The organism is Dactylosporangium sp. CA-139066 (assembly GCF_050936175.1).
Taxonomy (GTDB): domain Bacteria; phylum Actinomycetota; class Actinomycetes; order Mycobacteriales; family Micromonosporaceae; genus Dactylosporangium.
Window position 1 is genome coordinate 1,310,142 of the sequence record NZ_JBNJNH010000002.1, and the last position, 24,727, is coordinate 1,334,868.

A 24,727-nucleotide genomic window follows, 5' to 3' on the forward strand; every position below is an offset into this window, starting at 1 on the left:
CGCGGACACATGAGAACAGGAATCGCCGCTCCTGAGAAAAGGGATATAAGAGCGTGACGGAACCGACTTCCACCCCTGAGACTCCCAACGAGGGTGGGTCCGCGGTCGCCAGCCGGATCGAGCCGGTCGGCATCGAGGTCGAGATGCAGCGCTCGTACCTCGACTACGCCATGAGCGTGATCGTGGGACGGGCCCTCCCCGACGTGCGCGACGGCCTCAAGCCCGTGCACCGCAAGATCCTCTACGCGATGTTCGACGGCGGCTACCGCCCGGACCGCGGCTACGTGAAGTGCGCCCGCGTCGTCGGCGACGTGATGGGCAACTACCACCCGCACGGCGATGCCTCGATCTACGACGCCCTCGTGCGTATGGCGCAGGGCTGGTCGCTGCGCTACCCCCTGATCGACGGCAACGGCAACTTCGGCTCGCCGGGCAACGACCCGGCCGCCGCCATGCGGTACACCGAGGCCCGCCTCGACCCGCTGGCCATGGAGATGCTGCGGGACATCGACGAGGAGACCGTCGACTTCGTCCCCAACTACGACGGCCGGGCCCAGGAGCCCACGATCCTGCCGTCGCGCATCCCCAACCTGCTCGTCAACGGCAGCACCGGCATCGCGGTCGGCATGGCGACCAACATCCCGCCGCACAACCTGCGGGAGATCGCCGCGGCCGTGCAGTGGTGCCTCGAAAACCCGGAGGCGGACGAGGCCGAGACCCTCGACGAGCTGATCAAGATCGTCAAGGGGCCGGACTTCCCCACCAAGGGCCTCATCGTCGGCACGGCGGGCATCATCGACGCCTACCGCACCGGCCGCGGCTCGATCCGCATGCGCGCCGTGGTCGAGGTCGAGGAGGAGGCGCGGGGGCGTACGCAGCTGGTGGTCACCGAGCTGCCGTATGCGGTCAACCCCGACAACCTGGCCGAGCGCATCGCCGACCTGGTGAAGGAGGGCAAGCTCGCCGGCATCGCCGACATCCGCGAGGAGTCCTCCGGCCGCACCGGCATGCGCCTGGTGATCGTGCTCAAGCGCGACGCCGTCGCCAAGGTGGTGCTCAACAACCTCTACAAGCACACGCAGCTGCAGGAGACGTTCGGCGCCAACATGCTGGCGCTGGTCGACGGCGTGCCCCGCACGCTCAACCTCGCGCAGTTCGTGCGGTACTACGTCGCCCACCAGATCGACGTCATCGTCCGGCGCACCCGCTACCGGCTGCGCAAGGCCGAGGAGCGCGCGCACATCCTGCGCGGTCTGGTCAAGGCCCTCGACATGCTCGACGAGGTCATCGCGCTCATCCGTCGCTCGCCGAGCGCGGAGGAGTCGAAGACGGGCCTCATGAACCTGCTCGAGATCGACGACATCCAGGCCACCGCGATCCTCGACATGCAGCTGCGCCGCCTCGCCGCCCTCGAGCGGCAGCGGATCTTCGACGAGCTGGCCAAGATCGAGATCGAGATCGCGGACTACAAGGACATCCTGGCGACGCCGGCCCGGCAGCGGCAGATCGTGTCCGAGGAGCTGGCCGAGATCGTCGCCCGCCGCGGCGACGACCGCCGCACCCAGATCATCCCGTTCGACGGCGAGGTCTCCATGGAGGACCTCATCGTGCGGGAGGACGTTGTGGTGACGATCACGCGGACCGGCTACGCGAAGCGCACGAAGGTCGACCTGTACCGATCCCAGAAGCGGGGTGGGAAGGGCGTCTCGGGTGCGACACTGAGGCAGGACGACATCGTCAGCCACTTCTTCGTGTGCTCCACGCACGATTGGATGCTCTTCTTCACGAATAAAGGTCGGGTGTACCGGGCAAAGGCCTACGAGCTGCCCGAGGCGAGCCGGGCGGCGAAGGGTCAGCACGTTGCCAACCTGCTGGCCTTCCAGCCCGACGAGCACATCGCGCAGGTGATCGAGATCCCGAACTACCAGATCGCCCCGTACCTCGTCCTCGCGACGAAGGAGGGCCTGGTGAAGAAGACCAAACTGGAGGAGTTCGACTCCAACCGGTCGGGTGGCATCATCGGGATCAACCTGCGCGAGGACGACGAGCTGGTCGGCGCCGCGCTGCTCGGCCCGGAGGACGACCTCCTCCTGGTCAGCAAGCAGGCGCAGGCCATCCGCTTCACGGCGAGCGACGAGGCCCTGCGCCCAATGGGCCGCGCCACGTCCGGCGTGATCGGGATGCGGTTCGCCGACGGCGACGAGCTGCTCGCCATGGAAGTGGTTCGCGAGGGGATGGACCTGGACGTTCTGGTGGCCACCGACGGTGGCTTTGCCAAGCGGACTCCGATCGAGGAATATCCGGTGCAAGGGCGCGGTGGCAAGGGCGTCCTGACCGCTAAAATCACGTCGCGGCGCGGTGGTCTCGTCGGCGCGGTGGTGATCAGTCCGGATGACGAGTTGTTCGCCATCACCTCCAATGGTGGCGTGATCCGGACTCCCGTGAAGCCTGTACGGCGTACGCGGGATCGGAACACAATGGGGGTCAAGCTTATGGACCTTCCCGAGGGTGTGACGATCGTTGCGATCGCCCGCAACGCCGATGAGCCCGACGAACAGGACTAGTTGATGACAGACACTCAGGCGAAGTCGGGGTCCGCCTCGGCAACCGACGAGGCCTCGGAGGCCGGAGAGGCTGCCATGACGGGATCTGACTCGGGGGCGCCTGCCGCCGGCGGAGAGCCGGGAGCGGTCAACGGCGGCTTCCCCGGCGAAACCACGACCGGCGGCACGCCGAGGTTCACGCGTGCTCCGGGCATGGCGCCGCCTCCCGACTCGCTCACGGTGCCGTTGCAGTCGCCGTCGGCCGCAGGGCCGCCGCCCGTCTCGATCCCGGCCGGCGTCGCGCCGACCAGCGGCCCGGCCACGGGCACGGCGAGCGTGTCGGCGATCGCGCGAGCCGCCGTGCGGACGCCGGCCGCCGCCGCCACGCAGGCCATCAACACGCCGGCCCCCGCGGTCAGCGGTTCGGCCCGCGTCACGGAGGCCGTCCGCGCGGCCCGCAAGACGGTCAGCTCCGCCGTGGGCCGCGGCCCACGCCGGGCGCGGCTGCACCTGAAGCGCATCGACCCGTGGTCGGTGATGAAGTTCGCGTTCGCCGTGAGCTTCGTCCTCTTCGTCGTCCTCATCGTCGCGACCTCGGTGCTCTACCTGGCCCTCGACGCGATGGACGTCTTCAAGAGCATCAACGAGGTCCTGGCCGAGCTCATCAGCTCGACCGGCGGCACCGGCAACGACACCTTCCGCATCACCGCGAAGGGCGTCATCGGCAGCGCCGCCCTCCTGGGCGTCGTCAACGTGGTGCTCTTCACCGCCCTGGCCACGCTGGGCTCGTTCATCTACAACGTGTGCGCCGACCTGGTCGGCGGCATCGAGCTGACGCTCGCCGAGAAGGACTGACCTGCCGTTTCGTTCCCCCTGGCGCCGGCGCGCCGCGCCAGGGGGTAACCGGTTTGAGGCGAGCGCGTCGGGTACGGTAACCTTCTGTTCGCACCGCGCGGGACACCACGATCCGCGGCTTCGGTGTCACGGGGCTATAGCTCAGTCGGTTAGAGCGCAGAGCTGATAACTCTGAGGTCGCTGGTTCGATTCCAGCTAGCCCCACGGCCAACTGGCGGCCCCTGCTTCGCGGCGGGGGCCGCTTGCCGTTTGTGGCCGTGGGTTTTGTTCGCTGTGGGGGAGCTTCGCTCCACCCACGCCCCCTCAAGTGCGTCGCGGGTCGTTCTGGGTGCGACGCTTCCGCAGCCGCACCGCAGGCCGTCCTGCGTGCCGCACTCCCGCAACCGCGCCGCGGCTCGTCTGCATGCCAGACTCCCCTTTCAGCAACCGCGCCGCGGGCTTGGTCTTGTTGTTTGTGTGCGTGGTTTTGGTGCGGTGTCGGGTTTGTGGCCCCCTGCGTCTTGGGCAGTCTTGCGGTGCTAAGCTCCGGTCGGCGGCAAGGAAGGCGCTCCGTCTTCCTGTGTTGCCCGGGATAAGCGCAGCTTGGTGCGCGGGCGGTCATGGAGTTTCGTGACGTCGCTGGTTCGAGTCCAGGTAGGCCCACATGTGGAAAAAGGTGCTTCTCGTAGTTGCTGTCGTTGGCGCGGCTGCGTACGTTGCTAAGCGCGTGAAGTCCGCCAACGAGGAGCGGGCCCTCTGGCACGAGGCGACCACCGCTCCCGATCTGCGGTAGTCTCTACGCGCGGGTCCGCCCGCACACCCCGGCGCGCGGGGGCGTAGCTCAACTGGCAGAGCACCGCCTTTGCAAGGCGGGGGTTAGGGGTTCGAGTCCCCTCGTCTCCACCAATCTTGGGCTGCGACCTGTGGCTTCGGGTCCGCCATGATCGCCCGGACCGAATCGGGGCCAACTCAGGTTGGCTCGCGGTCATCTGTGTCCGGCCAGCTTCCGCAGCGCCGTGCCCACGGTGTCGCGTTCCGGGTCGGCTTCGGCGCCGAAGCGGTCGCCGCACCTCATGCGGGTCCAGGTTGCGAGCGATCAGCATCGTGGCGATGGACAGCCGCAGCACATGAAAGCCGGCGCGCTCGCTGCCCGGCCACCTCATGCCACTGGCCCCACCACCGCGCCCATGTGCGATCGGTATGCGGCTTCCCTGCCGGGTAGCGCGGAGCAACATCACCCCATCCGTGACCAGCTGTGCCGTGGCGATGCGCGTGACGTCGTCGAGGCGGAGCGGCAGGTTCGGCGCGTTCGACCCTCATGCGGGCCATGGGCGTCGATCTTATGGGGTGTTCGGGGTTATCAGGCCGGACTCGTAGGCGACCACCACGGCCTGGGCGCGGTCGCGCAGGTTGAGTTTTTGCAGCAGGTGGCGGACGTGGGTCTTGACCGTGGCCATCGAGATCACCAGGTCGGCGGCGATGTCCGTGTTGGAGCGGCCGCGCGCGATCAGGCGCAGAATCTCGCGCTCGCGGGCCGTCAGGTCGGACAGCGTCGGGGGCGTGGCGACCAGCGCGGGGCGGGACACGTAGTGCGCGACCAAGCGGCGCAGCACCGACGGGGCGAAAAGGGACTCGCCCGCGGCGACCGTATGGACCGCCTCGACGAGCTGCTGGCGGCCCACGTCCTTGAGCAGGAAGCCGCTCGCGCCGGCCTTCAGGGCGGCGAAGACGTGCTCGTCGAGGTCGAAGGTCGTGAGCATCAGGACGCGGGTGGGCAAGGAAGCGGCGACGATGCGGCTGGTCGCGGCGATGCCGTCCATTTCCGGCATGCGTACGTCCATCAGCGCCACATCCGGCCGCAGGCGCTCGGCCAGCTCAAGGGCCTCGGCGCCGTCCGCGGCCTCGCCGACGACATCGAGGCCGGCGACCTCGAGGATCAGACGGATGCCGGAGCGGACCAGGTCCTGGTCGTCGGCGAGCAGCACCGTGGTCATGCGGGCTCGATCGGGAGGCGGGCCTGCACGGCGAAGCCGCCGTCGACGTTGCCGGTGTGCAGCTCGCCGCCGTGGATGCGGATGCGCTCGCGCATGCCGACCAGGCCGTGGGCGTCCGGGGAGGCGGGGCCGGCGGTGCCGGGGCCGCGGTCGGTCACCTCGATGTCCAGCCAGGCGGGGCGCCAGGACAGGGCGATCGCCACGGGGGCGCCGGGGGCGTGCTTGACCGCGTTGGTGAGGGCCTCCTGCAGGATGCGATACGCCGTGAGATCCAGGCTCGGCGGCAACGGCACCGCGGTGCCCTCGACCGACAGGTCGACGACGACACCGCCGGCGCGGGTGCGGGCCACCAGCGAGGGCAGCTGGGCCAGGCCGGGCAGCGGCTCGCGGTCGTCGTCCGGCTCGTCGGCGCGCAGGACGCCCAGCAGGCGGCGCATCTCGGTCAGGGCCTCGCCGGCGGAGCCGCGGATCGCCGCGAGCGGGCGCTGGGCCAGGGCCGGGTCGCGCTCCAGGGCCGCCTCGGCGGCGTCGGCCTGCACGGCGATGATGCTGATCGCGTGGGCCACGAGATCGTGCAGCTCGCGGGCGATGCGGGCGCGTTCGTCGGCGACGGCGGCGCGCTCGCGGCGGTCGCGTTCCTGCTCGAGGTACCGTGTCAGCTCCTCCAGGCGGGCGGTCCTGCCCCGCTGCCGGCGCACCAGCACGCCCACTGCGGCGGGGGCCAGCACGCCCAGCAGCGCGCCGACGTAGTCGCCGATGCCCGAGGGCTGCAGCGCGGTGCCGATGATGCCGAACACGGCGCCGATCAGGATCGTGGCCGCGGCCAGGTACGGGTCCGCGCCGTGGGCGGTCACCGCGTAGAACAGCAGCAGCGAGGCGATGTACCCGACGAGGAGATAGCCGTCGGTCGGTATGAGCCACACGGCCGAGCCGACCAGGGCGGCCGGGACCGGGTGCGTGCGGCGCCAGGCGATCGGCGCGGTCGAGGCGATCGCGATGAACGCGCCGATCGGGCGCGAGGCGATCGGCAGGAACACGAGCACCTGCGCGAGCGCCACGACGGCCAGCACGATCGCGGCGGCGGCATCCACGCGTGCGGGCCGGACGGTGGCGGACACGCGCGCGGGCCGGACGGTGGTGGCGGACACGCGGCAAACGCTAGGTGAGCGGCGGCGGGAGTGTCATCAGCCCCAGGGCTGAGCTCGCGGTCCGCCCGCGGTGTCGGCGCAGTTCCCGCCCTCGGCTCGATGAGCGCGGGGGCCCGCGCAGCGCACGATCGGCGTCGACCCAAACACCATCGCATATTCGGAGGCTCCGATGCCCTTTTCCGTTCGTGGCGCCCAGTTCATGATGCTCGTGCCGCTCGGCGGGTTCCAGCTCGTCGCGACCATCGCCTTCTCGCTCACGATGTCGCTGTCCGGCAAGGACTACATCGCCGTCGTGTGGGCGCCGATCATGTCGCTCGCCTGCATCATCGCCGCGCTGCGGCTGCGGCGCGGCGAGCCGGGGCGGCTGCGGGCCGCGCTGGTGCTGCTCGCCGCGCAGACCGCGTTCTGCCTGCTCAAGCTGATCGCATTCGGCGAGTCGGCGTCGCTGGTGTTCCTCGCGTTCGTCGCGGTCGCGGCCGGGCTGCTCGCGCTGCCGGCCAGCCGCCGGCACTTCAACCCGGCCGGGGTGATTGCTTGATCGTTAAGTGAATCCCACGCTGGGTAACAGGTCTGCATCGAGCGGCGGGAGGTCGATAATGACGATGCAGACGGTCAGGGATGTGATGACCACGAATGTGGTCTACCTGCCCAGCGAGACCACGCTGGCCGAGGCCGCGCGGACGATGCGTGAGCAGGACATCGGCGACGTCGTGGTGGCGGACGGGCCGGAGTTGGCCGGGCTCGTCACCGACCGTGACATCGTGGTACGCGCGGTGGCCGAGCGATGCGACCCGGCCGCCACGACGATCGGGGAGATCCTCAGCAAGAACCTCGTGACGGTCCGGCCCGAGGACTCGATCCACTCGGCCGCGCTGCTCATGCGCGACCAGGCCGTGCGCCGCGTCCTTGTCTGCGACGACAACAACGGCCTCGTCGGGATCGTGTCGATCGGCGACCTGGCCGAGGAGATCGACCCGGAGTCGGTGCTCGGCGGGATCAGCCGGGCCCACCCCAACAACTAGTTCCAGGTCCGAAAGCATCCACGTCCGTGGCAACGCGGGCGTGGATGTGCATGTCGTGCCAGCGGGCGCAGCGTCAGGCCGCCGGCGGCAAGGGTCGGCTGGGGCGTCGAGGCGAGCGTTCCGGCGGTCACCACATCCGCAACGAGGTACGGCACGGCGGTACGTTAGCAGGGTGGATATGCCCGAAAAGCTGGCCGCGATCGTCGACGATTTCGCCTCCGCGCCGCGCGACGTCGTGCTCGAGATGCTGCTCGAGTACTCCGACGCGGTCCGGCCGCTGCCGCCCGAGCTCGAGGGCCACGCCGGCATGGAGCAGGTGCCCGAGTGCCAGACGCCGTTCTTCCTGAAGGCCGACGTGACCGCGCAGGGGACGGTGGACCTGCACTTCGACTGCCCGCCGGAGGCGCCGACCACGCGCGCGTTCGCCGGCATCCTCGCCGAGGGGCTCGAGGGCGCGACGGTCGACGAGGTGCTCGCCGTCCCGGCCGACATCTACCAGCGCATGGGCCTGGCCAACGCGATCAGCCCACTGCGCGTGCGCGGTGGCACCGCGATCCTGCAGCGGCTCAAGAACCAGCTACAGCGCCAGGCCGTCCACGACGGTGGCGCCGGGCAGTGACGCGATCACGCTGCCGGGCAGCACGATCTTGCTGCCGCGGATGCCGCTGCCGATGACGGCGTCGGCCACGTCGGTCACCCGCGCGTCGACGTAGATGGGCCAGTCGGCGGGCAGGCCGATGGGGGTGATGCCGCCGTACTCCATCCCGGAGCGCCCCACGGCCTCGTCCATCGGCGCGAAGCTGGCCTTGCGCGTGCCGAGCAGCCGGCGCACCGCCCCGTTCACGTCGGCGCGGGTCGTCGCGAGGATGACGCACGCGGCGTACACCCCGGCGGGCTTGCCCACGACGATGACGCAGTTTGCGGATTGTTCGAGCGTCACGTCGTACGCCGCGCAGAACGCCGCGGTGTCGGCGAGCCCGGGATCGATCGGCGCGACCCGGACGGTGTCGAGGCCGGGCACCTTCGGCAGGGCGTCGCGCACGGGCGGCGCGAGCAGTTCGGGGGTGGAAAGCGCGGGCGAGAGATCGAGTCGCAAGGTCAGCGCCCGTCGTCCAGCGCGAGCGCCTTCATGAAGATCTCGCCGATCTTCGACGGGTCGGGCGCGACGAAGACCGCGCCGCCGGTGGCGTCGACGATCTTCTGCATGTCGGTCTCGTTCACCTCGGAGCCGACGCCGATGATGATGATCTGCACGGGCTGATCCTGCTTCTCCGCCTTCTGCAGGGACGACACCAGACTATCCAGCGACGGCCCGTTGGGGTCGTTGTTGCGCCCTCCGGTCACCACGACGACGGAGTTGCCGCGGCCGGGGTCCCAGCCCTGCTGGACCGTCTGGTAGGCGGCGAGGATGGTGTCGTACAGCCCGCTGCCGCCCTTGGGGTTGGGCTTCAGGCCGCCGATCGCGCCGCGCAGTTGGTCGCGCTGCGAGGTCAGCGGCCCGATCGGCACAAGCTCCTGGTAGTTATGGCCGCCGGGCATGTTGGTGGAGAAGCTCCACAGCCCGACGGCCCACGAATCGGGAAAAAGGTCCAGGCCGCCCTGGGCGGCCTGGACGGCGACCTGCTCCTTCGTGATCCCGCCGGCGGTGGGCACCGGCGTCTTCATGGCCGCGGACACGTCGACGACGGCGAGCATGCGCGACGGCTGGGTGATCTCGACCCACATCTGCAGGGCCTTGGAGATCACGGTGGCGTCGGGCACCGGGGTGACCTGGCCGCCGACCGGGGCGCTGGGGCTCAGCGTCATGCCGGCGCCGACCGTGCCGTCGTTGGCGCGCAGCTGGTGCTGGGCCAGCGCGTTGCGGAACGAGACGCCGGTGAGCACCGAGCGGAACTGCTCGGCCGCCGCCGCCCGGTTGGGCGACAGCCGCGGCATCGCCGCGAACGGGAAGTCCAGGGCGATGGGGGCCGGGTCGGGGTACACGGCGATGAGCGGCACGGCCGGACTCGCCGCGTTGTAGGCGTGCAGCGCCTGCTCGGACAGCGGGGCCAGGGTCACCGCGGTGGACAGGGTCTTCGGGTCGGCGTCGCGCGGGAAGCGCGCGACGAGGCCGGTCTGCTGCTCGGACTTGCCCGTCATCAGCGACTTCACCGCGCCGACGGTGAGCGAGTCGCCCTCCGGCCCGAACTGGTCGCGGACGGAGGCCATCGCCACGAGCGTCGACACGCCGACGGAGTCGCGGTTGGGGTCGACGATGGCGGAGTTGATGCCGGTGTTGCCGACGATCTGCTCGAGCACCTGCTTCCAGGTCACCTTGGTCTCGATCCAGCCGAGGGCCTTCGCGGTGGGCTCCGGCACGGCCAGCACGATGGGGCTGCGGGCCAGCGACGGCGCCACGAGCGGCACGAGGTCTCCGCGGGCCGTGCGCAGGCGCTGCAGCCACAGCGACGAGTCGGGGATCCAGATCTGGGGAACCTGCGTCTTGCCGTCGGCCTGGCCGAGGCCGGGCACGGTGGCGCCGCCCTCGCCCGTCACCGCGGCGGCGACCTGGGCGGAGTCCACCGCGGTCACGTCGACCGCGACGCACTCGTTGTCGACGCGCGGCTCGGTCTTCACCCAGCGGGCCGCGGCGTCCTTGATGACCGGCGCGATCTCCGGGCTGGCGGCGACGGCCAGGCGCACCGTTCCCGAGCAGCCCGACGTCGACATGACTCGATATCCGCCGTAGACGGCACCGATGGCGACGAGGGGAAGGATCATGCCGGCCGCGAGGGCGGCGAACCCGTTGCTCCTCAGGTCCGTCGCCCGGTGCCGTCCTCTCACAGGTACCAATATTCCCTAGATAAGTGATTCGTGGGTCCAGCGTTCGGTCATTCGTCGGCCGGGATCACCGGGCTCGTGTACACTCCGCATCTCCTTGATCACGCGGAGTGGGAAACTCTGTAGGTTTCCTTTAGAGACACTTAGTAAGGGCGGTGACCAAACTCCGTCGCCGCGCATCGCCTCCATCGGGCCGCCACGTGCAGGCGACGTCCAGCGCCACGACCCGGCCGGTAGCCACGAGCCGCGCGACCGCAGCGACGAGGGCGGGCCCGGTGGGGCCGCCATCGACGGGAAAGAGTACTCCGGGCACCTCGGAGGGGTCCACGACGTCGAGATCGACGTGGACCAGAAACGGTCCGTCGGGCGCCTGGAGCTCTTCGATGTCGTACCGCATGAGCCGCGCCCCGGCCAGATACTCGGCCTCGGCCGGATCGAGGTCGCGCGCGTCGACGAGCACCGCGCGCTCCTCCGGCACGGCTCGCAGGCCCAGCCGGTCCGCGATGAGTTCCGGGCGGTAGCCGACGAGGATGCGCAGGGGCATGCCGCCGATGTACCCCGACGTCGTGGTCTCCAGCGTCTGCACGTCGCCGTGCGCGTCGAACCACACCACGCCCGGCTCCACGCCGGCGCGCTGCAGGCCGGTCACGGTCGCCAGCGACGTGGTGCAGTCGCCGGACACGACCACCGGCCGGTGTCCGGCGGCGACGTCGTCGGCGACGGCGTCCGCGGCCCGGTCGTAGAGCGCGGCAAGGCGCGCCCAGATGTCACCATCCGGCAGTTCGGCGGTAACCGTTCGGTCCGGCAAGCCCGGCAGATCGGCTTCCAATCCGTGCAGCCGTTCGTCCAAGTGGTAGGGCACGAGGATCATTTCCCGACTTTAGCGAACCTTTAGTGAGTGACTTTCACCACTCTCCCCCGGTGCGGCCTTTTTGGGCCTCTGTTCCGTTGCGTTTGCGTCGCGACCAGGGATTATGACGATCTCGTAACGCGGAGTGTCCGGGGCTATACGTAATGACACGTCCGAATTCGACGTGTCCGCCCGTTCGCCGAGCGAATTGGGTGTTGTCGCGATTCACGATCGCGAACGCCATCACGAAAATGCGGGGCAGCGCGCAAACACCAAGAAGGCTTACAGTGCACCGGCACAGACCGCAGACCGTCCACTATGGAGAGAGCGGGAGATGTCTGTAGGGAAAAAGTGGCTTATCACGCTGACTGGCTTCGCCGCGGCGATGGTCGTGGCTTCGCCGTCAGCGGTGGCCGGCGTCACCCCGCCGACGCTGGCGCCCATGAAGGCGCCGTCCAGTAAGGCCATCGCGGGCAAGTACATCGTCGTGCTGAAGTCGGACAAGAACATCAAGGGCGACCTGCACGCCGACAGCACGTCGTCGTCCGACCCGGCGAAGAAGTACGGCATCAAGGTCGACCGGCAGTTCCAGCACGCGGTGCACGGCTTCTCCGCCAGCCTGAGCCAGGAGCAGCTGACGAAGGTCCGCCAGGACCCGAACGTCGCCTACGTCGAGGCGGACCAGGTCATCGCGGCATCGCCGATCCAGGCGAAGGCCACCGAGCCGACCTACGAGATCGACGCGTGGAACCTCGACCGGATCGACCAGCGAAGCCTTCCGGGCGACTACAAGTACAACTACACGGCGGACGGATCCTTCGTTAACGCCTACATCATCGACTCCGGCATCTGGGCCTCGCACCCGGACTTCGGCGGCCGGGTCAGGGCTGGTTACACCAGCATCAGTGACGGCAACGGCACCAACGACTGTGACGGCCACGGCACGCACGTGGCGGGCACCGTCGGCTCCAAGACCTACGGCGTCGCCAAGAACGTGGGCCTGGTTCCGGTGCGCGTGCTCGACTGCAACGGCAACGGCTCCGTCGCCACGGTCATGGCCGGCGTCGACTGGGTCACCGCCAACCACTCGGCCTGGGCCGTCGCCAACATGAGCCTCGGCGGCGCCGTGTCCCAGGCGCTCGACGACTCCGTCAAGCGTTCCATCGACTCCGGCGTCACCTACTCCGTCGCCGCGGGCAACGAGGACGCCGACGCGTGCCAGTCGTCGCCGGCGGACGTGCCGGACGCGCTCACGGTCGCAGCCACCGACGATGCCGACAACCGCTCCGTGTGGGACCCGACCCCGGGTGCCGGGGACGCGTCCAACTGGGGCACCTGCGTCGACCTGTTCGCGCCGGGCACCGACGTGCCCTCCACGTTCAACCCGAACCTGTACTCCGACGCTCCGTACTACTACGTCTACCTCTCCGGCACGTCGATGGCCACGCCGCACGTGACCGGCGCGGCGGCGCTGTTCCTGCAGAAGAACCTGCAGGCGACCCCGGCCGAGGTGCGCGCGGGCATCATGGGCGCGGCGACCCAGAACGCGGTCAAGGACGTCAAGGGCTCGCCGAACGCGTTCCTCTACACGACGGACGTGCAGAAGACCAACACGCCGACCCGTGGGCCGTCCGAGGCGGACCGGCTCAAGAGCGGCGAGGCGCTCATCCGCAACGACCCGACGAAGAACACCATCACGTCGCCCGACGGCCGCTTCACCCTGACGCTGCAGCCGCAGGACGGCAACCTGGTCCTGTACGAGTACGGCAAGCGCCCGCTCTGGGCCAGCGGCATCAAGACGAGCGCGGCCTGGCTGCTCAACCAGCCCGACGGCAACGTGGTGGACAACAACAGCTCCGGCACCTACGCGGGCTGGGCCACCAACACCGGGGGCGGCAAGTCGACCCTGGTGCTGCAGAACGACGGCAACGTTGTGCTCTACCGTGACAGCGACCACAAGGTCCTCTGGGCCGCGGGCACCTGCTGCCACGGCGCGCCGCCGCCGAACCCGTCGCCCACAATTAAGAACACCATCGGGGTCGGCCAGTCGATCCACCTCGGCCAGAAGCTGACCTCGCCGAACGGCATCTACACCCTCGTGCTGCAGGACTTCGACGGCAACCTGGTGCTGTACAAGAACGGCACCAAGGCGCTGTGGGCGTTCGGCCCGCGCTGGGACTCGTGGTTCACCGTCCAGACCGACGGCAACATGGTTGCCTACAAGTCGGAGGGTGGCGCCGTCTGGGCCTCCAACACCCAGAACAAGGGCCAGGGCACGCTGACGCTGCAGGATGACGGCAACCTCGTCCTGTACCGCAACAGCGACCACGGCGTGATCTGGGCCACCAACACGTACGGCAAGTAAGTCACGAAACGCGATACCCACGGCCGCCCGGCCGCGTTTCCCACGCAGGGGAACGCGACCGGGCGGTTCGTCGTTCGGCGGCGGTGTGGTCTCGGCCAAAGTCGCTTTCTCGGGCCGCGCGGTGCTGACAGGATGCGAAGCGGGGACGGCTCGAGGGCTGACGGGGAGGAAACACAGGGTGGCGCGACAATACGGAAGCTTCGTGGCGGTCGGCGACAGCTTCACCGAGGGCCTCGACGATCCACGGCCGGACGGCAAGGGCTACCGCGGCTGGGCCGATCTCGTTGCCGGTGTTCTGGCCGGCGACGACACCGATTTCCGCTACGCCAACCTGGCCGTGCGCGGCCGCCTCTTCGACAACATCGTCGCCGAGCAGGTGCCGCTGGCCGTGGCGATGAAGCCCGACCTCATCAGCTTCGCCGGCGGTGGCAACGACGCGCTGCGCCGCTCCTTCGACCTCGACGTCCTCGTCGAGCGCTTCGACCGCACGATCGAGCGGCTGCGCGCGACCGGCGCCGACGTGATCCTCTTCCGCTGGGCCGACATGACCGGGCGGATGCCGGGCGGCAAGATGCTGCGCCCGCGCGTCGACACCTTCAACGCGGCCATCCAGTCGGTCGGCGACCGGCAGGGCGCGCACGTGGTGAGCCTGTGGGACGACCCGGAGTTCGCCAACCCGCGGCTGTGGGGCATCGACCGCCTGCACCTCTCGCCGGCCGGCCACCGCCGCGTCGCCGGCCACGTGCTCACCGAGCTCGGCGTCGAGTGCGACCCCGACTGGCTCGCCGCCCCGCCGCCGCCCGAGGAGCTGTCCTGGGTCTCGCGCAAGGCGGCCGACGCGATGTGGGCCACGCAGCACCTCGCCCCGTGGGTGAAGCGCCGGCTGACCGGGCGCTCGTCGGGCGACATGGTGACCGCGAAGCGCCCGGAACTGGCTCCTCTCAACGACGCCTGGACCCACCCGCCGCGGCGCTAGGGTCGGGCTTATGGCTGTTGCTTCCGATCCGGCGCCCGAGCTCGGCGCCTACGCGCATCCGGACCGGCTCGTCACCACGGCGTGGCTGGCCGAGCATCTCGGCGACCCCGGGCTGGTCGTCGTCGAGTCCGACGAGGACGTGCTGCTCTACGGCACCGGACACATCCCGGGTGCGGTCAAGGTCGACTGGCACACCGAGCTCAACGACCAGGTCACCCGCGACTACCTCGACGCCGAGGGCTTTGCGGCGCTGTGCTCGGCCAAGGGGATCGGGCCCGACGACACGATCGTGTTCTACGGCGACAACTTCAACTGGTGGGCCACCTACGCGCTGTGGGTCTTCAGCCTCTTCGGCCACCGCGACCTGCGCATCCTCGACGGCGGCCGGTCCAAGTGGGTCGCCGAGGGCCGGGCGATGACCAGGGAGGTCGTGCCCCGGCCGGCGACGCAGTATCCGGTGCGCGAGCGCGACGACGCGCCGATCCGCGCCTTCCGCGAGGACGTCTTCGAGCACATCAAGGCCGGCCGGCCACTGGTCGACGTGCGATCGCCGGGGGAGTACTCGGGCGAGCTGCTGCACATGCCGGACTACCCGCAGGAGGGCGCGCTGCGCGGCGGCCACATCCCGGGCGCGGTGAGCAAGCCGTGGAAGCAGGCCGCCCGCGACGACGGGTCGTTCAAGGCGGCCGACGAGCTTCGCCGCATCTACGCCGACGAGCTCGGGCTTTCGGCGGGCGACGACATCGTGGCGTACTGCCGGATCGGCGAACGCTCGTCGCACACCTGGTTCGTGCTGACGCACCTGCTCGGCTACCAGCGCGTGCGCAACTACGACGGTTCGTGGACGGAGTGGGGCAACCTCGTGCGGGTGCCCGTGGTCAAGGGCACCGAGCCGAAGTGACGAAGGAGCGGGGGCCGCAACGGCGGCCCCCGCTCCCCGATGTTTCCTACTCGTCCTCGGCCGGCAGCGAGACCAGGTAGTCGACGACCTCGGAGTACTTGGCGCTGGCCATCGCCACGGTGAGGTCGGCTGCGCCGTAGTACATCCGCAGCTCGTCACGCGTCTCGTCGTGGACGAGACCGGTGGGGAAGACGACGTTGGGCACGTCGCCGACCCGCTCGTACTCCGTTTCGGGGCCGAGCACCCAGCTCGGCGTACGCCGGATGACCTTGGTCGGGTCGTCGAGGTCCAGCATGACGAGCCCGACGCGGTAGATCGACGTCGCCACCATCTGCTTGACGCCGTGGTACACCGCGAGCCACCCGTGCGGGGTCTCGATCGGCGGCGGGCCCATCCCGATCCGGGTGGCGTCCCACCAGGGCCCGGACCGCGACTGCATGACCGGCTCGGGCGTCGTCCACGAGCGCAGGTCGGACGACTTGGACAGCCACACGTCGGCCCGGGCCGACAGCACGGACACCGGGCGGTGGAAGAGGTGGTACTGACCGTTGATCATGCGCGGCAGCAGCGACGCGTTCTTGTCCTCGGGCGGCATGACGACGCCCAGCGGCTCCACCGTCTGGAAGTCCTCGGTCCGTGCGAGCGCGACGCAGGGGCCGCCCGGCCCGTACGCCGTGTAGGCGATCACGTAGCCGCCGAGCTCCTCGACGTAGGTGACCCGCGGATCCTCCACGCCCCAGCAGCTGTGCGCGTCGGTCGGGTCGTCGGCGATGAGCGGCTTGCCTTCGACGACCCAGTTGGTACGCCCGTCCTTGCTCCGGGCGACCGTGAGGTGCGAGATGCCTCGGCGGTCCTCGATCCGGCAGAGCAGGACCGTGTCACCGTTGTGCATGGCAGCGCCGGGGTTGAACACACTGTTGATGGGATAGGGCCAGTCCGCTGCGGTGAGCAGCGGATTGGCGGCCTCCCGGTGGAACAGCTCCGCGTCAAAGTGCATCGGAATGGTCCTCCGTGTTGCGCAGACGGGGCGGTGTCGCGGTCGCGCTGAACCCGGCCGACGCCCGGCCGACCACGCGGCCCTTGTTGGTGGGCTTGGACAACGTGGTGACCGGCAGGGCGGTCGGGACCGGCGTTGTGGGCGCAACGGGATGCGGCAACGCGGCCAGACCGGCCCTGAGGAGGCTGAGGAGCGCTTGGTAATAGGCTAGCGTGGACTCGGCGCCTTGGTTCCCATTTGGCTCAGTAGCAGACAAACCGTCGTGGCAGGCGCCGGTGGCGTCCACGTAGAGCCGGGCACCGGCCCGGTTGCGCCCGAGGAACCACGCATAGGCCCAGCCGGCCAGCTGCGCAAGGTGCGGATCGGCGGTGTGCTGCCACGCGTCGACCAGCGCCTCGGTGACCGCGGCCGCGTCGATCGGCTGCTCGTCGCCGTCGTCGGCCAGCCACGTCGAGCTCGTCTCGCCCCGGCGGTGCCAGCGGTTGCCCACGCAGCGCAGGGTGCCGTCGGCGAGGCCGACGTGCTGCACGTACCAGTCCAGGGAAGCGACGGCCCGGGCGGCCGCCTCGTCGTCCTGCAGCAGCGCGGCGCCGAGCAGCATGGCCTGCGGCAGGCGCGCGTTGTCGTACGTGAGTTCGGGCTCGAACCAGCGCCAGCCCGGGTCGACCGCGGCCGTCTCGGTGAGCGCCTCGTCGAGGCGGGCCAGCAGCGGCGCGGCCTGCTCGGTCCGCCCCGCGCGGGCGAGGCCGATGAGCGCGTACGCGGCCGAGCGCAGGCCGAGCCCGGCCAGCGCCTCGGTGCGCGGGCCCAGCTCGTCCAGCAGGGCCGCCGCCGGCCTTCTGATGTCATCCGGTACGGCCGGAGTGCCCACGAGCACGCCCAGCGCCCAGACCGTGCGCCCGACGTGGTCGCCCATGTGCGGCCAGTCCTGCCAGGTGCCGCCGTAGCTGAGCACGTTGTGCATCGCCCCGGTCGGGTCGTACGCCGCGGTCAGGAACCGCATCGACTGGCGCAGCCAGCGGGTGGCCAGCGCCGTCTGTTTCGTGTCGGTGCCGACGGCGATGAGGTCCGCGGCCACGATCGCGAGCCGGGCGACGTCGTCGACACAGTAGCCCGAGGTCTGGTCCGGGTTGGGGCCGCGGGAGAACTGGATGATGCCGATCTCGTCGGTGAGCCGGTCGAGGTGGTCGAGGTTGAGCACCGGCGCGGCGGCCGTCGCGTGGCCCGGGCGGGCCGAGGCGGCCTGCGACTGGCGTACGACGTCGGCGAACAGGTCGGCCTCGCGGGCCGCGACCGCCGGCCACGGCAGCCACGACGCGCACGCCTCCGCGACGGCCTTGGCCGCGGCGAGCGCCCGGGCGTCGCTGAGCAGGTCGATGATCTCGGCGGCGAGCGCGCCGCCGTCGCCGATCGGCACGACCCGGCCGGCGCCGCCGGCGAGCATGTCCTCGGCGTAGCTGTACGACGTCGACACGGCCGGCAGCCCGGCGCCCAGGGCGAACGTCAGGGCGCCCGAGCAGATCTGCTCCGGTTGGCGGTACGGCGTCACGAACAGCGTGCTCGCGTGCAGGATCGCCGAGAGCTCGTCGAGGGCGAGGAACGCGTCGACGAAGTGCACGTTGCCGGTGAGGCCGAGCCGCTCCACCTGCGCGTGCAGGCCCTCCCGGTAGACCTCGCCCCCCTGCCGCTTGATCTCGGGGTGGGTCGTGCCGGCGATGATGTACTGCACGTCGGGGTGCTTCTGGACCACCTCGGCGAGCGCGTCGATCGCGATGTCGATGCCCTTGCCCGGGCCGAGCAGGCCGAACGTGGTCAGCGTCGGCTTGTCGCGCACGGCGTCGAGCAGTTCGCGCAGCTCGGGGCGCAGGGTCGCGGGCTCCGGCGGGCGGCGCATCACCTCGGGCGCGCCGTGCGGCACCACGACCAGCTGGTGCCCGGCGGCGATGCCGGTGCGGATGGCGACCCGGCGCGCCGTCTCGGTGAACACCGTCACCCGCGCGGCACGGGCGCACAGCGCGCGCAGCGTGGCCGCCTGGCCGTGCGACGGCGTGGGCAGCACGGTGTGCAGCGTGAGCAGGTACGGGATGCCGCAGGCGTTGAGCGCGCGGGTGAGCTCCAGCAGGTGCGAGCCGGCCGGCCCGCCGAAGATCCCGTACTCGTGCTGGATCAGCACGACCTGGACGCCGGCCTCCCGCAGTGCGCGGGCGGCCGCGGAGTAGTCCTCGATGCGGTCCTGATTGATGGTGGCGACGACCTCGTCGCCGTAGGTGAGCCCGTCACGGTCGATGGCCACGACGACTGTTTCCAGATCGTCGGTGGCGACACCCAGTGCTTCGCGCAGGTCCGCGGTGTACGTCGCAAGACCGCATTGGCGAGGCAGATAGGTCGACACGATACCGAGTCGATAGGTCGCGGCAGGGTGTGACATGAGCACATTGTTACCCCCGGCGACACCGAAAAACCTTCATACGCCCGGATGAGGGAGGTGGGCAGATCTTGCCCACCCGCTGCTCATGCCCGATATCACCCCTCGATTAACGTTGATACTCGTCAATCTATGGCATTCGCCTGCGCGAGCGCTCAAAGCTCACGTAATGTCACCGTGGACTCTGGAACCATTCGGGCAGCGGTTCGCGCGAGTCGATCCATTCCCGCGGAATTCCGGCTTCGCCGACGCGGGCCGCCACGATCCCCCCGACCATCGCGCACATGGAGTCGACGTCGCCGCCGGCCCGCACGCACGCCTCCAGCGCCGCCGGGTAGTCATCGAGGTGCGCCGCCGCCGCCCACAGCGCGAACGGCACCGTGTCCTGGGCCAGCGCGTGCGAGCCGTTGCCGAGCTCGGCCGCGGCCTCGCGGGGGTCGGCGCCCGGCGCGATGCGGGCCGCCCGGGCGATGCCGTCGCGCACGTCCGACGGCGGCAGCTGGTTCAGGATGATCCGCAGAAAGCCTTCGGGTGTACCGCCGGAAGAGGCGCAGGCGGCGGCCAGCGCGACGGCCACGGCTCCCGCGACCCCCTCCGGATGGCGGTGGGTCACCTCGGCGGACAGCGCCGCCTCGCGGGCCGCGAGGTCGGGATCATGGCTGAACAGGGCGCCCAGCGGCGCGACCCGCATGGCGGCGCCGTTGCCGGCCGAGCCGCGCCCGGAGAACAGGTCGCCGGCGGCCGAGCGCCACGGCACCCCCTCGCGGACGCTCGCCAGCAGCGAGATCGCGCCCCGGCCGTAGCCGCGGTCGGAGCTCCAGCGCAGCGCGAACGACAGGGCCAGCTGGTCCTGGTCGACGCGGCCGTCGCGAAGCAGGGCCTGCAGCAGCGAGCAGGCCATCTCCGTGTCGTCGGTCCAGCGCCACGGTGCCGGCCGCAGCGCGAACGGCGCGCCGTCGGGCAGGGGCGGCTTCATCTCGAACGGCGCGCCCAGCGCGTCGCCGACGGAGAGTCCGGTCAGGCTGTCGGCGGCGGCACGTCGGTTCACGGGCCCGAAGATAACGGGGCAGGAAATGTCAGACCAACGCGGTAGCGTGCCCGCGTGGATCGGACGTTCCAAGTAGACCTGCGCGGCATCGTCGACTTGCTCAGCCATCACCTCTACGCCAGCCCCCGGGTGTATGTCCGGGAGCTGCTGCAGAACGCCGTCGACGCCATCACCGCCCGGCGCTCGGTCGACCCGGGCGCAACGGCGCTGATCCGCATCGAGCCGCCGGACGTCACCGGCGACGGCACGCTGCGGGTCATCGACTCCGGCATCGGGCTGACCGAGGAGCAGGTGCACCAGTTCCTCGCCACCATCGGTCGCAGCTCCAAGCGCGACGACCTCGGCTTCGCCCGGCACGACTTCCTCGGCCAGTTCGGCATCGGGCTGCTGTCGTGCTTCCTCGTCGCCGACGAGATCCGGGTGCTGACCCGGGCCGAGGGCGCCCCGGCGGTCCTCTGGCGCGGATACGCCGACGGCCGCTACAGCGTGGAGACCGAGGGGCGGCGGCGCGACGAGGTCGGCACGACGGTCACCCTCGTGCCGCGGCGCGACGCCGAGCAGTGGCTGCAGCGGATGACGGTGGTGGAGCTCGCCGGGCTGTACGGGTCGCTGCTGCCCTTCCGGGTCGAGGTCGCGGGCGTGCCGATCAGCGGCGACGGCCTGCCGTGGCGGGCGGGGGGCGACGGGCGGCGGGAGCGGCTCCAGGAGTACTGCCGGCAGGTCTTCGGGTTTGTCCCCTTCGACGCGATCGACCTCTCGGTGCCGGAGTCGGGCCTGACCGGGGTCGCGTTCGTCCTGCCGACGCCGGCCAACCCGGCCGCGCGGGCCGGCCACCGGGTCTACCTCAAGCGCATGCTCCTGGCCGAGGGCGCCGAGGGCGTCCTGCCGCCGTGGGCGTTCTTCGCCCGCTGCGTGATCGACACCAGCGAGCTGCGCCCGACCGCGAGCCGCGAGGCGCTCTACGAGGACTCCCTGCTGGAGGCGACCCGCGAGGCGCTCGGCGACCAGCTGCGCGGCTGGCTGATGCGGCTGGCCGGGCGCAACCCGCGCCGCCTCGGGGAGTTCCTCGACGTGCACCACCTCGGCGTCAAGGCGCTCGCGCTGCACGACGACGAGATGCTGCGCCTGGTCGAGCGCTGGTGGCCGATGGAGACCAACACCGGGCGGATGACGCTCGCCGACTTCCGGGCCCAGCACGGGCTGGTGCGCTACTCCGCGCAGCTCGACGAGTTCCGCCAGATCGGCGCCGTCGCCGCCGCGCAGGGCATGCCGCTGGTCAACGCCGGCTACATCTACGACACCGAGATCATCGAGCGGCTGCCGCAGGTCGAGCCGGGCGCGCTCATCGAGCGGGTCGAGCCCGGCGACCTCAGCACCGCCTTCGACGCGCTCGAGCCCGAGGTGGAGCTGGCCAAGCGGCCGTTCCTGCAGCTCGCCCAGCGGGCCCTCGACCGGCTCGGCTGCGAGGTCGTGCTGCGCGCCTACGACCCGGCGGGGCTCCCGGCGATGTACCTCACCAGCCGCTCGGCCTCCTTCGCCGCCGAGCTGCGGGCCACCCGCGAGCGGGTCGACGAGGTCTGGGCCGACGTGCTCGATGCGCTGGCCCGCACCGACGAGCAGGACCGCTCCCAGCTGGTGCTCAACTACCGCAACCCGCTCGTGCGGCGGGTCAGCGAGATCCCCGACCCGGACCTCGTCCGCCTCGCGGTCGAGGGGCTCTACGGCCAGGCCCTGCTGCTCGGCCATCATCCGCTGCGGCCGGCCGACGCCGCGCTGCTCAACGGCTCGTTCCTGGGCCTGCTCAATAAGGCGGTCGGACATGAAGACTGAAGACGAACTGTGGTCGCTGCTGCGCGAGGCCTACCACATGCCTTACGGCGGCGCCCAGATCGCGCTCGTCGAGCAGGTCATGCAGCACGCCGACGCGGGCGGGCACGACGAGCTGCGGCTGGCCTCGCGACTGTTCGCGACGACCGCCTACGTGCAGGGCGGCGAGCCGGCGAAGTCGTTCGTGACGTTCTCGTGGTGCCGGGCGGAGTACGACGCCCACCCCGAGCGCTTCGACGCCGACGACGAGCACTCCCTGCTGTGGCACTACAAGTACATGGTCAACGGCCTGATGAAGTTTCCGGCCGTGCCGCTGGCGCGCACCTATGACGTCCTCGACGACATGGAGCGGCGCTACCGGGCCGGCGGCCACAGCCTCCACGCCGTCTACTCCCACCGCTACCAGGTCGCCGCGCACCTCGGCGACCCGGCGGCCGAGGAGTGGTATGCGAAATGGAACGCCGCACCCCGCGACCAGAACTCCGACTGCGCCGGCTGCGACCCGGGCGCCAAGGTCGACCACCTCGCCGGCCTCGGCCGCGACGAGGACGCGGTGGCCATGGCCGCGCCCGTGCTCGCCGGCCGCCTCACCTGCGTCGAGCAGCCGCAGTCGATCCTGACGTCGCTGCTGGTGCCGTATGTGCGCACGGGCCGGCTCGTCGAGGCCGCCGACGCCCACCGCCAGGCCTATCGGCGCCTGCGCGGCAACATCGCCGACCTGCAGAGCATCGGCACGCATGTCGAGTTCTGCGCGCGGACCGGCAACGAGGCCCGCGGCCTCGAGCTCGTCCAGCGCCACCTGCCCTGGCTCGACCGCGCCCCCAGCCCGCAGGCCGACATGTGGTTCTCGGCGTCGGCCGCGCTGCTGCTGAGCCGCATCGACCCGGCCCTCACCCTCGCCGACACCACCGCCGGCGAGCTCGCCGCCCGGATGTCCGAGCGGGCCCGCGACTGGGCCGGCCGCTTCGACGAGCGCAACGGCACCTCGTCGGTGTCGGACCGCATCGAGGCGACTTTGGGCGCGGCGTCGCTGGTGGAGTACTTGCCGCTGAGCGCCGTCGCCCGCCGCCGGGTCGAGACCCCGGCCGCGCCCACCCCGCCGCCGCGGGAGCTGCCCACCGACCCGGCCGAGCTGCTCGACCGCGCCTGGGAGCTCTACGACGAGCACCGCATGGAAGCCGCCGCGGCCGCGTTCGAGCGCTTCGACGAGCTGCACCCCGAGCCGCCGGCCGACCTGGCCGTGCGCCGCCTGGACGGCCGGGCCCGCCTGACCGCGGTCCGCGACGACGGCGGCCCCGCGGCCGAGGCGCTGTTCAACGAGGTCGCCGCCGTCCGCGAGGCCCGCGGCGAGGAGGTGCTCGCCCTGGCCGCCCGGTCCCGCGCCGCGCTCTGCCGCGAGGCGGACGAGTCCCTGCTCGCCGAGCTCACGGACCTGATCGACCGGATCGTCACCCACCCCGACGCCGACGCCGACATGCGCGCCGAGGCCCGGCTGCGGGCCGAGTCCGCCCTGCTGCGCCTGGACCGCTCGGCCGAGGCCCTGGACGCCGTCGACGCCGCCCTCGCCGAGGACCCGCCCCGCCCGTCGCTGCGCGCCGACCTGCTCGCCCGCCGCGCCCGCGGCCTGCTCATCCTGGAGCGCTACGAGGAGGCCGTGGCCAGCGCCGACGAGTCCCTCGAGCGCTACGCGGCCATCGGCACCCCGCCCCCGGCCGGCATCGCCGCGCTCATCCGCGCCCACGCGCTGGGCAACCTCGAGCGCTTCGACGACTCCGTCGCGTCCTTCGACACCGCGCTGTCCCTCGCCGCCGACCGCTCGGTCCGCCTCTCAGCCCTGGTCGGCCGGGCCCGCGCCCGCCTGGCCGCCGACCGCCCGGCCGACGCGATCGACGACCTCGTCGAGGCCGTCGCCGACCACGTCGCCCACGGCGAGGACACACCGGCCGGCCTGCTGCGCTACGACCTGGCCACCGCCTACCACCAGTCCGGCCAGCCGCTGGACGCCGCCGAGGCCGCCGAGAGCGCACTCGACGCCCTCGACCGCGCCGGCGCCCAGGAGCAGGCCGACCAGACCCGCTACCTGCTCTCGCGCATCTACCGCGAGCTCGGCGAGACCGAGCTCGCCCTGTCCCTGCTCGAAACCCTGGCGACCAACCTCGACGGCTACGACAACCTCCCGGCCCGCGGCCGCATGCTGCAGGAGGCGGCCCAGCTGCTCTACGAGGCCGACCGCGACGCCCAGGCCGCCGACCGCTTCGCCGCCGCGGCCGACGCCTTCCACGCCGGCGGCGTCGTGCAGGGCGAGATGTACGCCCGCCGCATGCGCGCCCTGTCCCTGCGCTGGGCCGGCGATCTCCCCGCCGCCCTGACGGCCCTGTCCGAGGCCGACGCCCTGTCCGCCTCCCTGTCCGCCGGCCCGGACGCCGCCGAGCCCTGGCTGATCTGGCAGCGCGCCATGCTCGACAGCGACGCCGCCCGCGTCTTCATCGGCGCCGGCCACCTGGACGAGGCCATCACCCGCTCGGCGTCCGCTTCGGCGGCGCTGCGCTCGATCGGCTCCCTCGGTGACGCCTTGGATGCCGACTTTCTGCACGCCGAGGCATTGATGCGCCAGGGCGACCCGTCGGCCGCCGAGCCTCATTTGCGCTCGGTGGTGGGCGCGGCTCCGCGGGGCTCGCAGCTGGAGCAGAACTCGGCCTGGATGCTGGCTGAGTCGCTCGAGGCGCAGGGGCGGGGTGAGGAGGCCGCTCAGATCCGCGCGGAGTACTTGAACCGGTAGGCCGCGGCTCGACGCCTCCGATCCCGCCGGCGTCGTTTCGGCACCGGAAGCGCGCCCTCTCGCATCGACGCGCCGACGCGGCGCGGGCGCGCGGGGCGGCCCGGCGATGCGCAGCAGCGCCTCCCGACATGGCGGCTGTGGATCGGCTCGAGGTCGCGACTCGCGCGGTCGCCGGGCCGGGCCGGTTTGGCATTGCCG

At 71.2% G+C, this 24,727-nt stretch carries 19 protein-coding genes and 2 tRNA genes; 13 read left to right on the plus strand and 8 right to left on the minus strand.

The genetic code is table 11. The annotated features are described in order from the left end of the window. The first annotated feature begins 53 nt into the window (after positions 1–53). From gyrA to ACQEVU_RS50845, 5 genes are all read left to right on the plus strand, one after another. Positions 54–2,564, plus strand: coding sequence for a DNA gyrase subunit A (gyrA, locus tag ACQEVU_RS50825; protein ID WP_433337704.1), 2,511 nt, complete (start codon positions 54–56; stop codon positions 2,562–2,564). 3 nt (positions 2,565–2,567) lie between these two features. After that, entirely contained in the window at positions 2,568–3,398 is an 831-nt protein-coding gene (locus ACQEVU_RS50830; RefSeq protein ID WP_433337706.1) for a DUF3566 domain-containing protein, read from the plus strand. A 130-nt stretch (positions 3,399–3,528) separates the two neighbouring features. Beyond that, positions 3,529–3,602: transfer RNA gene (locus tag ACQEVU_RS50835), tRNA-Ile, on the plus strand. A gap of 439 nt (positions 3,603–4,041) precedes the next feature. Further along, complete coding sequence (locus ACQEVU_RS50840) at positions 4,042–4,170, plus strand: DLW-39 family protein (RefSeq protein WP_360368069.1); 129 nt, start codon at positions 4,042–4,044, stop codon at positions 4,168–4,170. 37 nt (positions 4,171–4,207) lie between these two features. Continuing rightward, positions 4,208–4,283: transfer RNA gene (locus ACQEVU_RS50845), tRNA-Ala, on the plus strand. A gap of 434 nt (positions 4,284–4,717) precedes the next feature. On the opposite strand, the gene ACQEVU_RS50850 is transcribed toward ACQEVU_RS50845, so the two are convergent. Next, on the minus strand, positions 4,718–5,371 hold the full coding sequence (locus tag ACQEVU_RS50850) for a response regulator (RefSeq protein ID WP_433337708.1): 654 nt from the start codon (positions 5,369–5,371) through the stop codon (positions 4,718–4,720). Then, positions 5,368–6,519, minus strand: a complete 1,152-nt coding sequence (locus tag ACQEVU_RS50855) for a sensor histidine kinase (RefSeq protein ID WP_433337710.1) — start codon at positions 6,517–6,519, stop codon at positions 5,368–5,370. Before ACQEVU_RS50855 ends, ACQEVU_RS50850 begins: the two co-directional genes overlap by 4 nt. Before the next feature lie 169 nt (positions 6,520–6,688). Between ACQEVU_RS50855 and ACQEVU_RS50860 the strand changes: the two genes are divergently transcribed. The 3 genes from ACQEVU_RS50860 to ACQEVU_RS50870 all read left to right on the plus strand — a co-directional run bounded on the left by ACQEVU_RS50860 (position 6,689) and on the right by ACQEVU_RS50870 (position 8,160). Then, positions 6,689–7,057 carry a hypothetical protein gene (locus ACQEVU_RS50860; protein ID WP_433337712.1) on the plus strand — a complete coding sequence of 123 codons (369 nt, stop codon included), beginning with the start codon at positions 6,689–6,691 and terminating at the stop codon, positions 7,055–7,057. A 58-nt stretch (positions 7,058–7,115) separates the two neighbouring features. Continuing rightward, positions 7,116–7,541 carry a CBS domain-containing protein gene (locus ACQEVU_RS50865; RefSeq protein WP_433337714.1) on the plus strand — a complete coding sequence of 142 codons (426 nt, stop codon included), beginning with the start codon at positions 7,116–7,118 and terminating at the stop codon, positions 7,539–7,541. 178 nt (positions 7,542–7,719) lie between these two features. After that, positions 7,720–8,160 (plus strand): SufE family protein, encoded by a 441-nt coding sequence (locus ACQEVU_RS50870; RefSeq protein ID WP_433339725.1) that lies wholly within the window; start codon positions 7,720–7,722, stop codon positions 8,158–8,160. Here the strand turns inward: ACQEVU_RS50870 and ACQEVU_RS50875 are convergent. The 3 genes from ACQEVU_RS50875 to ACQEVU_RS50885 all read right to left on the minus strand — a co-directional run bounded on the left by ACQEVU_RS50875 (position 8,119) and on the right by ACQEVU_RS50885 (position 11,232). Beyond that, complete coding sequence (locus tag ACQEVU_RS50875) at positions 8,119–8,637, minus strand: YbaK/EbsC family protein (RefSeq protein WP_433337716.1); 519 nt, start codon at positions 8,635–8,637, stop codon at positions 8,119–8,121. The genes ACQEVU_RS50870 and ACQEVU_RS50875 overlap by 42 nt on opposite strands. 2 nt (positions 8,638–8,639) lie before the next feature. Continuing rightward, positions 8,640–10,364 (minus strand): VWA domain-containing protein, encoded by a 1,725-nt coding sequence (locus tag ACQEVU_RS50880; RefSeq protein WP_433337718.1) that lies wholly within the window; start codon positions 10,362–10,364, stop codon positions 8,640–8,642. A gap of 130 nt (positions 10,365–10,494) precedes the next feature. Beyond that, complete coding sequence (locus ACQEVU_RS50885) at positions 10,495–11,232, minus strand: arginase family protein (protein ID WP_433337720.1); 738 nt, start codon at positions 11,230–11,232, stop codon at positions 10,495–10,497. 313 nt (positions 11,233–11,545) lie between these two features. Between ACQEVU_RS50885 and ACQEVU_RS50890 the strand changes: the two genes are divergently transcribed. The 3 genes from ACQEVU_RS50890 to ACQEVU_RS50900 all read left to right on the plus strand — a co-directional run bounded on the left by ACQEVU_RS50890 (position 11,546) and on the right by ACQEVU_RS50900 (position 15,453). After that, a complete protein-coding gene (locus ACQEVU_RS50890; protein ID WP_433337722.1) occupies positions 11,546–13,576 on the plus strand; it encodes a S8 family serine peptidase in 2,031 nt (676 codons plus the stop codon). A gap of 178 nt (positions 13,577–13,754) precedes the next feature. Continuing rightward, a complete protein-coding gene (locus tag ACQEVU_RS50895; protein WP_433337724.1) occupies positions 13,755–14,552 on the plus strand; it encodes an SGNH/GDSL hydrolase family protein in 798 nt (265 codons plus the stop codon). A gap of 10 nt (positions 14,553–14,562) precedes the next feature. Then, positions 14,563–15,453, plus strand: a complete 891-nt coding sequence (locus ACQEVU_RS50900) for a sulfurtransferase (protein ID WP_433337726.1) — start codon at positions 14,563–14,565, stop codon at positions 15,451–15,453. A 46-nt stretch (positions 15,454–15,499) separates the two neighbouring features. Here ACQEVU_RS50900 and ACQEVU_RS50905 read toward each other — a convergent pair whose 3' ends face one another. The 3 genes from ACQEVU_RS50905 to ACQEVU_RS50915 all read right to left on the minus strand — a co-directional run bounded on the left by ACQEVU_RS50905 (position 15,500) and on the right by ACQEVU_RS50915 (position 19,923). Continuing rightward, complete coding sequence (locus ACQEVU_RS50905) at positions 15,500–16,450, minus strand: hypothetical protein (protein WP_433337728.1); 951 nt, start codon at positions 16,448–16,450, stop codon at positions 15,500–15,502. Beyond that, the gene (locus tag ACQEVU_RS50910) at positions 16,440–18,842 is read right to left on the minus strand and encodes a glycosyltransferase (protein ID WP_433337730.1); all 2,403 of its coding nucleotides are present in this window, start codon (positions 18,840–18,842) and stop codon (positions 16,440–16,442) included. Before ACQEVU_RS50910 ends, ACQEVU_RS50905 begins: the two co-directional genes overlap by 11 nt. A 205-nt stretch (positions 18,843–19,047) precedes the next feature. Next, positions 19,048–19,923, minus strand: coding sequence for an ADP-ribosylglycohydrolase family protein (locus ACQEVU_RS50915; RefSeq protein ID WP_433337732.1), 876 nt, complete (start codon positions 19,921–19,923; stop codon positions 19,048–19,050). 54 nt (positions 19,924–19,977) lie between these two features. On the opposite strand from ACQEVU_RS50915, the gene ACQEVU_RS50920 reads away from it, so the two are divergent. Together ACQEVU_RS50920 and ACQEVU_RS50925 are read left to right on the plus strand one after the other, a co-directional pair. Beyond that, a complete protein-coding gene (locus ACQEVU_RS50920) occupies positions 19,978–21,753 on the plus strand; it encodes an HSP90 family protein (RefSeq protein ID WP_433337734.1) in 1,776 nt (591 codons plus the stop codon). Beyond that, positions 21,743–24,529, plus strand: coding sequence for a hypothetical protein (locus ACQEVU_RS50925; protein ID WP_433337736.1), 2,787 nt, complete (start codon positions 21,743–21,745; stop codon positions 24,527–24,529). Before ACQEVU_RS50920 ends, ACQEVU_RS50925 begins: the two co-directional genes overlap by 11 nt. Positions 24,530–24,727: the final 198 nt, after the last annotated feature.

Bases quoted from the DNA above. Each gene is read 5' to 3' on its own strand.
- ACQEVU_RS50890 (WP_433337722.1), top strand. From the start codon at position 11,546: ATGTCTGTAGGGAAAAAGTGGCTTATCACGCTGACTGGCTTCGCCGCG.
- ACQEVU_RS50905 (WP_433337728.1), bottom strand. From the start codon at position 16,450: ATGCACTTTGACGCGGAGCTGTTCCACCGGGAGGCCGCCAATCCGCTG.
- ACQEVU_RS50925 (WP_433337736.1), top strand. From the start codon at position 21,743: ATGAAGACTGAAGACGAACTGTGGTCGCTGCTGCGCGAGGCCTACCAC.
- ACQEVU_RS50885 (WP_433337720.1), bottom strand. From the start codon at position 11,232: ATGATCCTCGTGCCCTACCACTTGGACGAACGGCTGCACGGATTGGAA.
- ACQEVU_RS50870 (WP_433339725.1), top strand. From the start codon at position 7,720: ATGCCCGAAAAGCTGGCCGCGATCGTCGACGATTTCGCCTCCGCGCCG.
- ACQEVU_RS50840 (WP_360368069.1), top strand. From the start codon at position 4,042: ATGTGGAAAAAGGTGCTTCTCGTAGTTGCTGTCGTTGGCGCGGCTGCG.
- ACQEVU_RS50830 (WP_433337706.1), top strand. From the start codon at position 2,568: ATGACAGACACTCAGGCGAAGTCGGGGTCCGCCTCGGCAACCGACGAG.
- ACQEVU_RS50865 (WP_433337714.1), top strand. From the start codon at position 7,116: ATGACGATGCAGACGGTCAGGGATGTGATGACCACGAATGTGGTCTAC.
- ACQEVU_RS50900 (WP_433337726.1), top strand. From the start codon at position 14,563: ATGGCTGTTGCTTCCGATCCGGCGCCCGAGCTCGGCGCCTACGCGCAT.
- ACQEVU_RS50860 (WP_433337712.1), top strand. From the start codon at position 6,689: ATGCCCTTTTCCGTTCGTGGCGCCCAGTTCATGATGCTCGTGCCGCTC.
- ACQEVU_RS50850 (WP_433337708.1), bottom strand. From the start codon at position 5,371: ATGACCACGGTGCTGCTCGCCGACGACCAGGACCTGGTCCGCTCCGGC.